Annotated in this window: 1 protein-coding gene; it reads left to right on the forward strand. The window is 60.3% G+C overall.

The window, feature by feature from the left end:
* Positions 1-125: 125 nt before the first annotated feature.
* On the forward strand, positions 126-267 hold a 142-nt coding region (locus Q4563_RS23755), incomplete at its 3' end, for a DoxX family membrane protein (protein ID WP_442903823.1).

Below are 267 nucleotides of genomic sequence, written 5' to 3' on the forward strand. Positions count from 1 at the left end.
GGGTTAGTCCGTCAACGCTGGCGACGAGGGTCAGCGAACCTAGCGGTGAATCCACGGTGGTCCAGATGCTCATGGCGCGGGAGTCCTTTCGTGGGGTAGTGGGCATCCAGGGTAGTCTATGAGTCATGAATCGACCCGCTGTTCGCGATGCCGCGTTGCTCATCTTCCGTGCAGTGCTGGGCATCATCTTCGTGGCGCACGGCGTGGACAAGATGTTCTTTGCCGGCATGGACGAAACCACCGGGCAGTTCTCTGCGTGGGGTATCC

The organism is Gilvimarinus sp. 1_MG-2023 (assembly GCF_030548285.1).